The organism is Enterobacter cloacae complex sp. SHL001, assembly GCF_049236825.1.
Lineage (GTDB): Bacteria > Pseudomonadota > Gammaproteobacteria > Enterobacterales > Enterobacteriaceae > Enterobacter > Enterobacter hormaechei_C.
Genome location: NZ_JBMKIP010000001.1, coordinates 590,377 through 603,915 on the forward strand (window position 1 = coordinate 590,377; position 13,539 = coordinate 603,915).

Annotated in this window: 11 protein-coding genes; 9 read left to right on the forward strand and 2 right to left on the reverse strand. The window is 56.9% G+C overall.

The features are described from left to right. Nucleotides 1-216: 216 nt before the first annotated feature. The 9 genes from aqpZ to ACOTYH_RS03010 all read left to right on the forward strand — a co-directional run bounded on the left by aqpZ (nucleotide 217) and on the right by ACOTYH_RS03010 (nucleotide 10,945). Nucleotides 217-912 carry an aquaporin Z gene (aqpZ, locus tag ACOTYH_RS02970; RefSeq protein ID WP_047746895.1) on the forward strand — a complete coding sequence of 232 codons (696 nt, stop codon included), beginning with the start codon at nucleotides 217-219 and terminating at the stop codon, nucleotides 910-912. 180 nt (nucleotides 913-1,092) lie between these two features. Next, nucleotides 1,093-1,992, forward strand: coding sequence for a lysine exporter LysO family protein (locus tag ACOTYH_RS02975; RefSeq protein WP_015570988.1), 900 nt, complete (start codon nucleotides 1,093-1,095; stop codon nucleotides 1,990-1,992). 144 nt (nucleotides 1,993-2,136) lie between these two features. After that, complete coding sequence (gene hcp / locus ACOTYH_RS02980; RefSeq protein WP_017384847.1) at nucleotides 2,137-3,789, forward strand: hydroxylamine reductase; 1,653 nt, start codon at nucleotides 2,137-2,139, stop codon at nucleotides 3,787-3,789. 10 nt (nucleotides 3,790-3,799) lie between these two features. Then, complete coding sequence (gene hcr, locus ACOTYH_RS02985) at nucleotides 3,800-4,768, forward strand: NADH oxidoreductase (protein WP_017384848.1); 969 nt, start codon at nucleotides 3,800-3,802, stop codon at nucleotides 4,766-4,768. Between the two features lie 276 nt (nucleotides 4,769-5,044). Continuing rightward, entirely contained in the window at nucleotides 5,045-5,182 is a 138-nt protein-coding gene (locus ACOTYH_RS02990; RefSeq protein WP_154232877.1) for a hypothetical protein, read from the forward strand. Between the two features lie 451 nt (nucleotides 5,183-5,633). Further along, a complete protein-coding gene (poxB, locus tag ACOTYH_RS02995; protein WP_017693711.1) occupies nucleotides 5,634-7,352 on the forward strand; it encodes a ubiquinone-dependent pyruvate dehydrogenase in 1,719 nt (572 codons plus the stop codon). A 38-nt stretch (nucleotides 7,353-7,390) separates the two neighbouring features. Then, nucleotides 7,391-8,392: a low-specificity L-threonine aldolase gene (gene ltaE, locus ACOTYH_RS03000; protein WP_421637548.1), complete on the forward strand. Its 1,002-nt coding sequence runs from the start codon at nucleotides 7,391-7,393 to the stop codon at nucleotides 8,390-8,392. Nucleotides 8,393-8,402: 10 nt separating this feature from the next. Then, on the forward strand, nucleotides 8,403-9,839 hold the full coding sequence (locus ACOTYH_RS03005; protein WP_023296207.1) for an SDR family oxidoreductase: 1,437 nt from the start codon (nucleotides 8,403-8,405) through the stop codon (nucleotides 9,837-9,839). 92 nt (nucleotides 9,840-9,931) lie between these two features. Next, nucleotides 9,932-10,945 (forward strand): NAD-dependent epimerase/dehydratase family protein, encoded by a 1,014-nt coding sequence (locus ACOTYH_RS03010; RefSeq protein ID WP_017384852.1) that lies wholly within the window; start codon nucleotides 9,932-9,934, stop codon nucleotides 10,943-10,945. A 146-nt stretch (nucleotides 10,946-11,091) separates the two neighbouring features. On the opposite strand, the gene ACOTYH_RS03015 is transcribed toward ACOTYH_RS03010, so the two are convergent. Then, a complete protein-coding gene (locus ACOTYH_RS03015; protein WP_421637549.1) occupies nucleotides 11,092-12,909 on the reverse strand; it encodes a glycoside hydrolase family 19 protein in 1,818 nt (605 codons plus the stop codon). A gap of 134 nt (nucleotides 12,910-13,043) precedes the next feature. Continuing rightward, nucleotides 13,044-13,484 (reverse strand): type III secretion system invasion protein IagB, encoded by a 441-nt coding sequence (gene iagB, locus ACOTYH_RS03020; RefSeq protein WP_017384854.1) that lies wholly within the window; start codon nucleotides 13,482-13,484, stop codon nucleotides 13,044-13,046. Between the last annotated feature and the right edge of the window lie 55 nt (nucleotides 13,485-13,539).

Here is a 13,539-nt window from a genome sequence, read left to right on the forward strand (position 1 = left end):
GAATATACGCCCCCTTAATTATTGGGCTATGCTCTTATTACCTCCTATCTGAACAAGGATTGACATCACATTGCCTTAAATCAAATTTAGTGAATTTATTTGAGTGGCGAAGGGATGTTGATGGTTTCAAAATACTGGCTCTTTGAGTCGTCATCCCTTTATGGCGATATAACCCGCGCGCAGGAATGGGCGCGGACGTTTATTATTGAGGTGGTTATGTTCAGAAAATTAGCGGCAGAATGCTTTGGTACATTCTGGCTGGTGTTTGGTGGCTGCGGTAGCGCAGTACTGGCAGCCGCATTTCCGGAATTAGGTATTGGCTTTGTCGGCGTCGCGCTGGCATTCGGTTTAACTGTATTAACCATGGCATTCGCCGTGGGGCATATTTCCGGCGGTCATTTCAACCCGGCCGTCACATTAGGATTATGGGCGGGCGGACGTTTCCCGGCGAAAGATATTGTTGGCTATATTATTGCCCAGGTTATTGGCGGTATTATTGCCGCGGCGGTGCTGTACGTAATTGCCAGCGGTAAAGCCGGGTTTGACGCCGCGGCCAGCGGATTTGCGTCGAACGGCTTCGGCGAACACTCTCCAGGCGGCTACTCGATGCTGTCTGCCATCGTGATTGAAATTGTGCTCACCGCAGGCTTCCTGTTGGTGATCCACGGCGCAACGGACAAATACGCGCCTGCGGGCTTTGCCCCCATCGCTATTGGTCTGGCGTTGACGCTGATCCACCTCATCTCCATTCCGGTGACCAACACCTCCGTTAACCCGGCGCGCAGCACCGCGGTGGCTATTTTCCAGGGCGGCTGGGCGCTTGAACAGCTGTGGCTGTTCTGGGTGATGCCTATTATCGGCGGTATTCTGGGCGGCGTGCTGTATCGCACCCTGCTGGAAAAACACGATTAATGGTTTTCCCCCTCTCCCTGTGGGAGAGGGCCGGGGTGAGGGCATCAGGCCGCACCACCCCAAATAGACAAGCCGGGTAAGGCGCAGCCGCCACCCGGCTTTCTTTTGCCGCTTTACTGTACAGCCTTTATTGGGTAGTGTCTCTGGCGCTTAACGAAAACTCAAAAGGACCGGCTGTTCATGTTCTCAGGACTCCTCATCATTCTTCTGCCCCTGATTGTGGGCTACCTTATTCCGCTGCGTCATGAATCGGCCTTAAAGCTTATTAATCGTTTTCTCAGCTGGATTGTTTACGTCATTCTGTTCTTTATGGGGATCAGCCTGGCCTTCCTGGATAATCTGGCGACGAACTTGCTTTCCATCCTGCATTATTCTGCGGTTACGGTAGTGGTTATTCTGCTGTGCAATATTGCTGCGCTGTTCTGGCTGGAACGCACTATTCCCTGGAAAAATCACCACCATCAGGAAAAGCTTCCCTCCCGTATTGCGATGGCGCTGGAATCATTAAAACTATGCGGCGTGGTGGTACTCGGTTTTTTACTGGGTCTGACCGGCTGGGCATTTTTACAGCACGCAACGGAGGCCAGCGAATATACGCTTATTTTCCTGCTCTTCCTGATTGGTATTCAGCTGCGAAATAATGGCATGACGCTGAAACAGATTGTCCTTAACCGCCGGGGCATGATGGTTGCCGTTATCGTTGTGGCCAGCTCACTGGCGGGGGGAGTGATTAACGCCTTTATTCTCGATCTGCCGCTGAAAACCAGCCTGGCGATGGCGTCCGGTTTCGGCTGGTATTCGCTCTCCGGTATTCTGCTGACCGAATCGTTTGGTCCGGTGATCGGCAGCGCCGCCTTCTTTAACGATCTGGCGCGCGAGCTGATAGCCATCATGCTGATCCCCGGCCTGGTACGCCGCAGCCGCTCTACCGCGCTGGGCCTGTGCGGGGCCACCTCAATGGACTTTACCCTGCCGGTGTTACAGCGCTCGGGAGGGCTGGAGATGGTTCCTGCCGCCATCGTACACGGCTTTATTCTGAGCCTGCTGGTCCCCATTCTGATGGCGTTCTTCTCAGCCTGATACTGCTTTGGCGGTAGTGAACCTGCCGCCAAAATTGCGCTAAATCAATAACCCTCCACTTAGTATAAGAAAGCACTTTTCTCTGCTGTGGCACAGGCATAACCTTAAACATGTATCTCAAATATAACTTTAACAGGTGTGATTATGTTTTGTGTGCAATGTGAACAAACCATCCGTACCCCAGCAGGCAACGGCTGCTCTTACGCGCAGGGTATGTGCGGCAAAACCGCTGAAACATCCGATCTCCAGGATCTGCTGATTGCGGCGCTGCAAGGCTTGTCCGCCTGGGCCTTCAAAGCCCGTGAATATGGCATTGTTGATCACTATGTCGACAGCTTTGCGCCGCGCGCATTTTTCTCCACGCTGACCAACGTTAACTTCGATTCTCCACGCATTGTGGGCTATGCCCGCGAAGCGATTGCCCTGCGTGAAGCCCTGAAAGCGCAGTGCCTGAATGCCGACGCCAGCGCCCGCGTGGACAACCCGATGGCGGAGCTACAGCTGGTGAGCGACGACCTGGGCGAGCTACAGCGTCAGGCCGCAGAATTTACTCCCAATAAAGACAAAGCGGCGATTGGCGAAAACATCCTCGGCCTGCGCCTGCTGTGCCTGTACGGTCTGAAAGGTGCCGCGGCCTATATGGAACACGCGCACGTACTCGGCCAGTACGACAACGCTATTTACGCCCAGTACCACAAAATCATGGCCTGGCTGGGCACCTGGCCTTCCGATATGAACGCCCTGCTGGAATGCTCGATGGAAATCGGCCAGATGAACTTCAAAGTGATGAGCATTCTGGATGCCGGTGAAACCAGCACCTACGGCCACCCAACGCCAACGCAGGTCAACGTCAAAGCGACCGAAGGCAAATGCATCCTGATCTCCGGTCATGACCTGAAAGATCTCTACAACCTGCTGAAGCAGACCGAAGGCACCGGCGTTAACGTTTATACCCACGGCGAAATGCTGCCCGCGCACGGTTACCCGGAGCTGCGTAAATTTAAGCATCTGATCGGTAACTACGGCAGCGGCTGGCAGAACCAGCAGGTGGAGTTCGCCCGCTTCCCTGGCCCAATCGTCATGACCTCTAACTGCATCATCGACCCGACCGTCGGCGCGTATGACGACCGTATCTGGACCCGCAGCATCGTCGGCTGGCCGGGCGTGAGCCACCTTGAAGGCGACGATTTCGGTCCGGTTATCGCTCAGGCGCAGCAGATGGCAGGCTTCCCGTACAGCGAAATTCCGCACCTCATCACCGTCGGTTTTGGTCGTGAAACCCTGCTGGGTGCGGCGGATTCCCTGATTGACCTCGTCAGCCGTGAAAAACTGCGTCACATCTTCCTGATCGGCGGCTGTGACGGCGCGCGCGGGGAACGTAACTACTTCACCGATTTCGCCACCCGCGTACCGGAAGACTGTCTGATCCTGACCCTGGCCTGCGGTAAGTACCGTTTCAACAAGCTGGACTTCGGCAACATCGAAGGTCTGCCGCGCCTGGTGGATGCGGGTCAGTGTAACGATGCATATTCAGCCATCATTCTGGCGGTCACGCTGGCAGAGAAACTGGGCTGCGGCGTGAACGATCTGCCGCTGTCGCTGGTGCTCTCCTGGTTCGAGCAGAAAGCGATCGTTATCCTGTTGACCCTGCTCTCTCTCGGCGTGACCAACATCGTCACCGGGCCGACCGCGCCAGGCTTCCTGACGCCGGATCTGCTGGCCATCCTGAACGAGAAATTTGGTCTGCGTTCTGTGACCAACGTTGAAGATGATATGAAGCAACTGCTGAGCGCGTAAGGAGTAACTCATGACCATGCCAACCTCACAATGTCCGTGGCGGATGCAGGTTCATCACATCCATCAGGAGACGCCGGATGTGTGGACGCTGTCGCTGCTGTGCCATGACTATTATCCGTACCGCGCGGGCCAGTATGCGCTGGTGAGCGTGCGTAATTCGGCGGATACTCTGCGCGCCTACACGATCTCCTCCACGCCGGGCGTGAGCGAGTACATTACGCTCACCGTTCGTCGTATTGATGACGGCGCAGGATCCGAGTGGCTGACCCGGGACGTGAAGCGCGGGGATTACATCTGGCTGTCTGACGCGCAGGGCGAGTTTACCTGTGACGACAAGACGGAAGATAAATTCCTGCTGCTGGCGGCGGGTTGTGGCGTGACGCCGATTATGTCGATGCGTCGCTGGCTGGCGAAATACCGACCTCAGGCCGACGTGCAGGTGATTTTCAGCGTTCGTTCCCCGGAAGATGTGATTTTTGCCGAAGAATGGCGCAACTATCCGGTGACGCTGGTGGCCGAGCACAACGCGACGCACGGTTTTGTCGCGGGGCGCCTGAGCCGCGAGCTGCTGCAAAGCGTGCCGGATATTGCGAACCGCATCGTGATGACCTGCGGCCCGGCGCCGTACATGGAGATCGTGGAGAAAGAAGTGAAAGCGCTCGGCGTGACCCGCTTCTTCAAAGAGCAGTTCTTCACGCCTGTAGCTGAAGCGGCGACCAGCGGGATGAAGTTCACGAAGCTGCAACCGGCGCAGACCTTCTTTGGCCGCGTGGGCACCACGCTGCTTGAAGCGCTGGAAAGCAACAACGTACCGGTGGCAGCGGCCTGTCGCGCCGGGGTGTGCGGTTGCTGTAAGACCAAAGTGGTTTCCGGTGAGTACACGGTCACCAGCACCATGACGCTGACCGACGCGGAAATCGCGGAGGGCTATGTGCTGGCATGTTCGTGCCATCCGCAGGGCGATCTTGTCCTCGCATAATCTGTCGTGGTTCACCTGTAGGCCCGGTAAGCGTCAGCGCCACCGGGCTTTTTTGTCCGTGCAGGCCAGCTCATTTGCCTTTGAAACTCCTGTAGGCCCGGTAAGCGTCAGCGCCACCGGGCTTTTTGCCCATGCAGGCCAGCGCATATGCCTTTGTAACCCCTGTAGGCCCGGTAAGCGTCAGCGCCACCGGGCTTTTTGCCCGTGCAGGCCAGCGCTTTTGCCTTTGGAACCCTGTAGGCCCGGTAAGCGTCAGCGCCACCGGGCTTTTTGCCCATGCAGGCCAGCGCATTTGCCTTTGGAACCTCTGTAGGCCCGGTAAGCGTCAGCGCCACCGGGCTTTTTGCCGGGTGGCACTACGTTTACCCGGCCTACATTGTGCCTACGGCCTGTACGGCAGTGAACCGTGACTAAAGGCATGAGCAAATCAGGCAAGATTTCTAAGCTGCCTGCCCGGCAGTGAACAAAACACGCTGGCGCGTGTCGGTGTCGCCGTATTTCTAAGCTGCCTGCCCGGCAGTGAACGTCAGTGTTTCAGCTCCGCAAATCGGGCTTAACTTTCTAAGCTGCCTGCCCGGCAGTGAACTGAAGCAATCTACATCTATCCCTTTGTCTGATAAACCAATACCTCAAAAACTCCCTCCAACCCCTTTTTTATTCCCCTTCAGCCTAACCATATAAAATCAACAACTTATGCACCATCAGGAAAAAAGGGTCTGCAAACCCGCTTCCTCCCGCCCCAACCTCAGCCCGCTGGCGGCGCGTCGCGCAGAAAAACCACCTGTACATAAAGAATACTGAGCAGGCAATACAGCGACTTTCTTCTAAGCTTGTAAGCGATATCACAAAAAGGAGACGGACAACCATGAAACAAACTGTGGCTGCATACATAGCGAAAACCCTTGAGCAGGCTGGCGTAAAGCGTATCTGGGGCGTCACTGGCGATTCTCTGAACGGACTCAGCGATAGCCTTAACAAGATGAAAACTATTGAGTGGATGCCCACCCGCCATGAAGAAGTCGCCGCCTTTGCCGCCGGTGCCGAAGCGCAGCTTACGGGTGAACTCGCCGTCTGTGCAGGTTCCTGCGGACCGGGAAACCTGCACCTCATCAACGGTCTGTTCGACTGTCACCGCAACCATGTTCCGGTGCTGGCGATTGCGGCTCACATTCCGTCATCTGAAATCGGTAGCGGCTATTTTCAGGAGACGCATCCGCAGGAGCTGTTCCGTGAATGCAGCCACTATTGCGAGCTGGTCTCATCGCCGGAGCAGATCCCACAGGTGCTGGCGATAGCCATGCGTAAGGCGATCCTGAATCGCGGGGTTTCGGTGGTTGTGCTGCCGGGGGACGTGGCGCTGAAGGCCGCACCTGAAACCGCCACCACCCACTGGTACTCTGCGCCCCAGCCAACCATTACCCCTGCCGAAGAAGAGCTGAAAAAGCTGGCACAGCTGCTGCGATACTCCAGCAATATCGCCCTGATGTGCGGCAGCGGCTGCGCCGGCGCGCATAAAGAGCTGGTGGAATTTGCCGGTAAGCTGAAGGCGCCAGTTGTGCACGCCCTGCGCGGGAAAGAGCACGTTGAATACGATAACCCGTACGATGTCGGCATGACCGGGCTGATCGGTTTTTCCAGCGGCTTCCACACCATGATGAACGCCGACACGCTGATCCTGCTCGGCACCCAGTTCCCGTACCGCGCGTTCTACCCGACGGATGCCAAAATTATCCAGATCGACATTAATCCCGGCAGCATCGGCGCGCACAGCAAGGTGGATATGGCGCTTATCGGCGATATCAAATCCACCCTCGCCGCCCTGCTGCCGCTGCTGGAAGAAAAAACGGACCGCAAATTCCTCGATAAAGCCCTGAGCGATTATCGCGATGCGCGCAAGGGGCTGGACGATCTCGCCAAACCGAGCGAAAAAGCGATCCACCCGCAGTATCTGGCGCAGCAGATCAGCCACTTCGCCGACGACGATGCCATCTTCACCTGCGACGTAGGAACGCCCACCGTCTGGGCCGCGCGCTATCTGAAAATGAACGGCAAACGTCGCCTGCTTGGGTCGTTCAACCATGGCTCAATGGCCAACGCCATGCCGCAGGCGCTGGGTGCAAAGGCGACGGCACCGGAACGTCAGGTGGTGGCGATGTGCGGCGACGGCGGGTTCAGTATGCTGATGGGGGATTTCCTGTCGGTGGCGCAGATGAAGCTTCCGCTCAAAATCGTGGTCTTTAACAACAGCGTTCTGGGCTTCGTGGCGATGGAGATGAAGGCCGGAGGCTACCTCACGGACGGCACCGAACTGCACGACACCAACTTCGCCCGCATCGCCGAAGCCTGCGGTATCACCGGTATTAGGGTGGAGAAAGCCTCAGAGGTGGACGACGCCCTGCAACGCGCCTTCGCCATCGACGGCCCGGTGCTGGTGGATGTGGTGGTCGCCAAAGAAGAGCTGGCGATCCCGCCTCAAATCAAGCTGGAACAGGCCAAAGGTTTTAGCCTCTACATGCTGCGCGCCATCATCAGCGGGCGCGGTGACGAAGTGATCGAACTAGCAAAAACCAACTGGCTCAGGTAAAACATTTCACAAGACCTCTTAAATTAAAGGGATGTGAAATGATTGATTTACGTAGTGATACCGTTACCCGTCCGGGCCGCGCCATGCTCGAAGAGATGATGGCCGCCCCGGTCGGGGACGACGTCTACGGCGATGACCCGACGGTCAACGAACTCCAGCGCTATGCGGCAGAGCTGAGCGGTAAAGAGGCTGCCCTGTTCCTGCCCACCGGCACGCAGGCTAACCTGGTGGCGCTGCTCAGCCACTGCGAGCGCGGCGAGGAGTATATCGTCGGCCAGGGGGCGCATAACTACCTGTACGAAGCCGGCGGTGCGGCGGTGCTTGGCAGCATCCAGCCGCAGCCGATCGATGCCGCACCGGACGGTACGCTGCCGCTGGACAAAGTCGCGGCGAAAATCAAAGCCGACGATATTCACTTCGCCCGCACTAAACTGCTGAGCCTCGAAAACACCCATAACGGTAAAGTCCTGCCGCGCGAATACCTGAAAGCGGCACGGGACTTTACCCGCGAGCGTAAGCTCGGCCTGCACGTTGACGGCGCACGTATCTTCAACGCCGTGGTGGAGTACGGCTGCGAGCTGAAAGCGATCACCCAATATTGCGACTCGTTCACCATTTGCCTCTCTAAAGGGCTGGGTACGCCGGTAGGTTCTCTGCTGGTTGGCAGCGCGGACTACATCAGGCGCGCCAACCGCTGGCGCAAAATGACCGGCGGCGGGATGCGTCAGGCGGGTATTCTGGCGGCTGCCGGACTGTACGCCCTGAAAAATAACGTGTCACGCCTGAAAGACGATCACGACAATGCGGCGTGGATGGCAGCGCAGCTGCGTGAAATCGGCGCTGATGTCATGCGTCACGACACCAACATGCTGTTTATCCGCGTCGGCGATGAGCATGCTGCCGCGCTGGGCGACTTTATGAAAGCCCGAGGCGTGCTGATTAACGCCTCCCCTGTCGTGCGTCTGGTGATGCATCTTGACGTTAACCGCGAGCAGTTGACCGAGGTGGTGGAACACTGGCAGGCATTTTTACAGCGTTAAGGAGCATACCGTGCCGCAACGTATTCTGGTGCTCGGCGCCAGCGGGTATATCGGTCAGCATCTGACCACTGCGTTAAGCCAGCAGGGGCACCAGGTGCTGGCAGCGGCACGCAACACGGAACGCCTGCAAAAGCTACATTTGCCTGGCGTGACGTGTCACAACGTTGACCTTAGCTGGCCGAAAGCGCTTCCTGCGCTGCTGGAAGGGGTCGATACGCTTTACTACCTTGTCCACAGCATGGGCGAAGGCGGCGATTTTATCGCCCACGAGCGTCAGGTGGCGATGAACGTTCGTGATGCGCTGCTGCAAACGCCGGTGAAGCAGGTGATTTTTTTAAGCTCGCTCCAGGCGCCTGAGCACGAGCAGTCAGACCATCTGCGCGCCCGACAGCTGACGGCAGAAACGCTGCGGAGCGCCCGTATCCCCGTTACCGAACTGCGGGCAGGGATCATCGTCGGCGCGGGGTCCGCCGCATTCGAAGTGATGCGCGATATGGTCTACAACCTGCCTGTGCTGACGCCGCCGCGCTGGGTACGCTCGCGCACCACGCCCATTGCGCTGGAGAATTTACTCCATTATCTGGTGGCATTGCTGGATCACCCGGCGGAGCAGCATCGCGTGCTGGAGGCGGCAGGTCCGGAAGTGCTGAGCTATCAGGCGCAGTTCGAACATTTTATGCGGGTGAGTGGCCGCCACCGCTGGCTGATCCCCATCCCCTTCCCGACCCGCTGGATATCGGTGTGGTTTTTGAATGTGATCACCTCCGTGCCGCCGACGACCGCCAAAGCGCTTATCCAGGGGTTGAAGCACGATCTGCTGGCGGACGATCGCGCGCTGCGCGCCTTAATTCCCCAGGAACTCATCCGCTTTGACGACGCGGTGCGCAACACGCTGAAAGAGGAAGAGAAGCTGGTGAACTCCAGCGACTGGGGTTATGACGCGCAGGCGTTTGCCCGCTGGCGGCCCGAGTACGGCTATTATCCGAAACAGGCGGGCTGTACGGTAAAAACCACGGCCAGCCTGGCAGCGCTGTGGGAAGTTGTGAACCAGATCGGCGGCAAAGAGCGCTATTTCTTCGGCAATATTCTGTGGCAAACGCGCGGCGCGCTGGATCTGCTGGTCGGTCACCGGCTGGCAAAAGGCCGCCCTGCCCATCCCTGGCTGAAGGTGGGCGATACCGTCGACAGCTGGAAAGTGATTATTGTTGAGCCGGAAAAACAGCTGGCGCTGCTGTTTGGCATGAAGGCGCCGGGGCTGGGGCGGCTCTGCTTCACCCTCAAGGACAACGGCGACCATCGTGAACTGGACGTTCGGGCATGGTGGCATCCGCACGGAATGCCGGGTCTGTTTTACTGGTTGCTGATGATCCCGGCACACCTGTTTATCTTCCGCGGAATGGCGAAACGGATTGCGCAACTGGCAGAAGAAAAGCGGGAAAATAACTAAATAAAACTCTTAATCTTTCACCTTTCCCATTGCAACACATCGTAATTCACGAAAGAATGCGCACGAAATTCTTTTCAACACAGTGGATTGTTATGAAGGTACTGGTTACCGGGGCGACCAGCGGCTTAGGCCGAAATGCGGTCGAGTTTCTGCGCAACAAAGGCATCAGCGTGAGGGCCACCGGTCGCAATGAGGCGATGGGTAAGCTCCTGCAAAAAATGGGCGCTGAATTTGTCCATGCCGATCTGACGGAGCTGGTCTCCTCTCAGGCCAAGGTGATGCTCGCCGGTATCGATACGCTGTGGCACTGCTCCAGTTTTACCTCTCCGTGGGGTACCCAGGAAGCCTTTGATCTCGCCAACGTGCGGGCCACGCGTCGTCTGGGCGAATGGGCCGTCGCCTGGGGCGTGCGTAACTTTATTCATATCTCCTCCCCGTCGCTCTATTTCGACTATCACCACCATCGTGATATTCAGGAAGATTTCCGCCCGGCGCGCTTCGCCTGTGAGTTTGCCCGCAGTAAAGCGGCGGGCGAAGAGGTGATCGACCTGCTGGCCCAGTCAAACCCGCACACCCGCTTTACCGTGCTGCGTCCGCAGAGCCTGTTTGGGCCGCACGACAAAGTCTTTATCCCGCGACTGGCCCAGATGATGCACCACTACGGCAGCGTGCTGTTACCGCGCGGCGGCGATGCGCTGGTGGACATGACCTATTACGAAAATGCCGTTCACGCCATGTGGCTGGCGAGCCAGCCGGAATGCGATAAGCTGGTGTCGGGCCGCGCGTACAACATCACCAACGGCGAACCCTGTACCCTGCGCAGCATTGTGCAAAGGCTGATTGACGAGTTAAAAATCGACTGCCGGATCCGTTCCGTTCCTTACCCGATGCTGGACATGATTGCCCGCAGCATGGAGCGCTTTGGCAGTAAATCGGCGAAAGAGCCTGCGCTGACGCATTACGGTGTGTCGAAGCTCAACTTTGATTTTACGCTGGATATTTCGCGGGCGGAGAACGAGCTGGGGTATAAACCGATTGTCTCGCTGGATGAAGGGATAGTGCGTACGGCGGCGTGGTTACGGGATCACGGGAAGTTGCACCGGTAAGCGTTCCAGCCTCATGTAGGCCGGATAAGCGCAGCGCCACCCGGCAAAAAACAGAGAGTGCGGACTGATGCCCTCACCCCGGCCCTCTCCCACCGGGAGAGGGTGCAGACACTAAAACGGCAACCCTGGGGGTTGCCGTTTGCTGTTTATAACGCCGTCCAGGCTTCAGCCCATGCCAGACCTGCGCCTGGTTCATAGTACGTTGGAGAGTTGTTACACCAGCCGCTGTACGGGAACGGTTTGCACTGGAACAGTTTACCGTGGTTGTTCACGATATCACCGGCGTTGTACTTGCTGTTCGCGCTCCATGCCGGGTAAGACGTATCTTCTCCGGATGGCGTTGCCGCTTTCGCTTTCACGTTCAGCAGGTAAGACGTGGTGCTGCTCAGCTCGCCATCGCTGACGGTCAGGCTCACTTCATACTGCTGCGCCGTCGCAGACTCTGGCGCGGTGAAGGTCACAACCGCTTTGTCCTGACCGGTAACAGTCTGACCATCCTGGGAACGCCAGGTATACGTCAGCGTGTTGCCATCTGGATCGGTAGAGCCTTCCGCGCTCAGAGAAACCTGCGCACCCGCTTCAACTGCGCCGATCGGACCGGCAATCTGCGCAACCGGCGCGTGGTTCACCACAACCGGCGTTTCATCCGGCGTTGGTGTTGGTGTCGGCGCTGGCGTTTCATCACCAGATGGCGTCGGTGTTGGCGTGACCGGCGTTTCGTCCGGGGTCTCGGAAGAACCCTCGTCGTTAACAATTTTCACGTTAAAGAAGTGCTGCACGCACTTGCTGTAGTCACCGTCTTTAAATGCGCTGAACGGGGTCTGGTAACCCACCAGCTGGCAAGAGTAGGTTTTGCCGTCCGGAGTATCCGCGCTCCATCCCCAGTCCTGTTCCCAGTAAATCTTCAGGGCGCCTGCGCCACCTTCGTCGAACTGCTTCATGTTGGCGCAACCCAACACTTCGTTCGCCGGAACAGGCACTTTCAGGTAATTCGCGAACTCTTTGTAGTACTTGATACGGTTTTGAGACTGCGCAATTTCAGTCGGGCCGCCGCACTCAACGCCGCCGTTGATGATCTGGGTGGTCACACCAAAGCCCGGAACCAGACCGTTGGCTTTATCGTGGTCGTTCGGCTGCCATGTACCGTCGATCACCTGCAACATGCTTGGTTTTGGCGGCTGCGGATAGGCGAAGAAGAAGATCGCACTCGCCAGGTTCAGCCAGGTGTCCGCCACCAGCTCAGGTTTGTCGAGCAGCGTACGCACGTCGCCGTACATCGCTTCAGAGAATGGACCGTAGTTGTAATTGTAGGACAACTGTTTCGCACCACGACCGAAGTAGCTCAGGAAATCGCCGTCTTTATCTTTACCGCAAGGCCAGGTCTGCCCCTGCCAGACGTCCGGGTTACATTCGCCGTTATAACCGCCCTTCTGCCCTTCGCTCCAGCCCATTTCACGTACGTGGACCAGCGCCTGACGCCATTCGGCTTCCGGACGCCAGCTTTCGTGGCCGCCGGTCTCCTGGGCAAAGTGGGCAAACATGGTGGCCAGCTCTTTGCGGCAGATGGCGTCGCTGTCACGACCGTCATTGTAGGTCTTACACAGCGCCGGGAATTTACCCACGGCTTTCAGGAAGTTGCTGTAGGTATAGGCCTGCGCGCGCAGCGGGAAGAGATATTCCCAGTCGCTGGCTTTCACAATCCCTTCAACGCGTTTAACGTTGTCCGGGTTCGCCGCCCGGCCTGGCTCAATCAGTTCGACCTGCGCGTTATCCAGCGTCTGGATGGTCTCTTTAACCGAAGCCATCAGCGGGAAGTCCGTCAGTTCCTTCTCTTTCTTCGCCAGATCGCTGGCTTTGATGGTGTACGGCTCACTGCTGGTCTCCTTCAGGTTAGCAGCCTGAGCCATGAGTGGCGCCACGCAGGCTCCCGCAATGAGTACACTCAGTAACGTCCTTTTGTTCATTTCAGTTTTCCTGTTCGTTTAAAATTAAATGTTAAAATCCCGGCTTAGGTATTACTCCGTTAATACATAAACCACATTCAGCTGTTTTCACTTTTCGAAGAACACCTTCAGGAATTCTTCAAAAATAAAAAACGTTAATAACGTGCTGCTAATTTGAGTTGCTGATATTTGGCCCAGACCTTATGGGCATATTTCATCCTCTGCGGATAATTTTCTTTTTTCAGTCCGGCGTTATACGCGCCAACGGCTTCCCAGTTATAGCCATACACCCTGATCATCCCGGCAAGGATAGAAGCCCCGACCATGATCGAGGTACACGGCTCCGTGATTAACCGGTATTCGTCGATTCCTCTGCTTTCCAGCGCGGTAAAATGCGAACTGTTGATTTGCATCAGCCCGACATCCCGCGTGCCATCGCGGTTTTGCCCAACCGCATACGGGTTCATTCCGGATTCCACATTCGCTATCGCGTACAGTAAATAAGGGTCGACATGATAATAATGCGCCGCTTTATTCCAACAGTTTGCCAGAGCGCTTTGGCTTATTATCAATAACAACAAAATCAACTTTTTCATTTTTACCTGCTGACAGTTTCGGTTATTTCTCCTTACCAACATCCTGTAAAATGAA